We start from the raw sequence: 479 nt of genomic DNA on the forward strand, positions 1-479 counted from the left end.
TCAGGTTATTACTTTGTCGCGGTTTATCTGCAGCACGGCGCTGCGGGATTGCAGCAGGACGATGAGATGGCGCTGCGTTATTACCGCAAGGCAGCGGATGAGGGGAATGCGCAGTCGCAAATTTATGTGGGCAATAAATTATATGAATTATCTGGTACTGAAAATATTGCTCAGCAAATGCTGCAATGTTCTGCTAATCAAGGTAATGGTGATGCAGCAACTGAATTGGGGGTAAGCTATAAAAGCAAACAATATTTTAAAGAAGCACTTGAATCATTTCAATTAGGTGTTGCCGCGGGTAATGAAACAGCTTCAGGGTGGTTGCGTGACGCATTTAGTGGTCCCGATTCTGCTAACACTCTTGATTACATGGGGTTAAAGAAAGATCCGGAGCGGGCTCTCCGCTATGAAAAAATCTGGAAAATCCTGTCTGATTATTCCTACGCCAGTCCAACTGTCCCGGAAATCAACGACATCGT

General features: G+C 45.1%; 1 protein-coding gene. It reads left to right on the forward strand.

Features of this window, described 5'->3' with window-relative positions; translation table 11 throughout:
- The coding region (locus OGY07_RS00025) for an SEL1-like repeat protein (RefSeq protein WP_286597887.1) at positions 1-479 on the forward strand (479 nt) is incomplete at both ends.

Source organism: Citrobacter sp. Cs237 (assembly GCF_030332325.1).
In the GTDB taxonomy this organism is placed as follows: domain Bacteria; phylum Pseudomonadota; class Gammaproteobacteria; order Enterobacterales; family Enterobacteriaceae; genus Citrobacter_A; species Citrobacter_A sedlakii.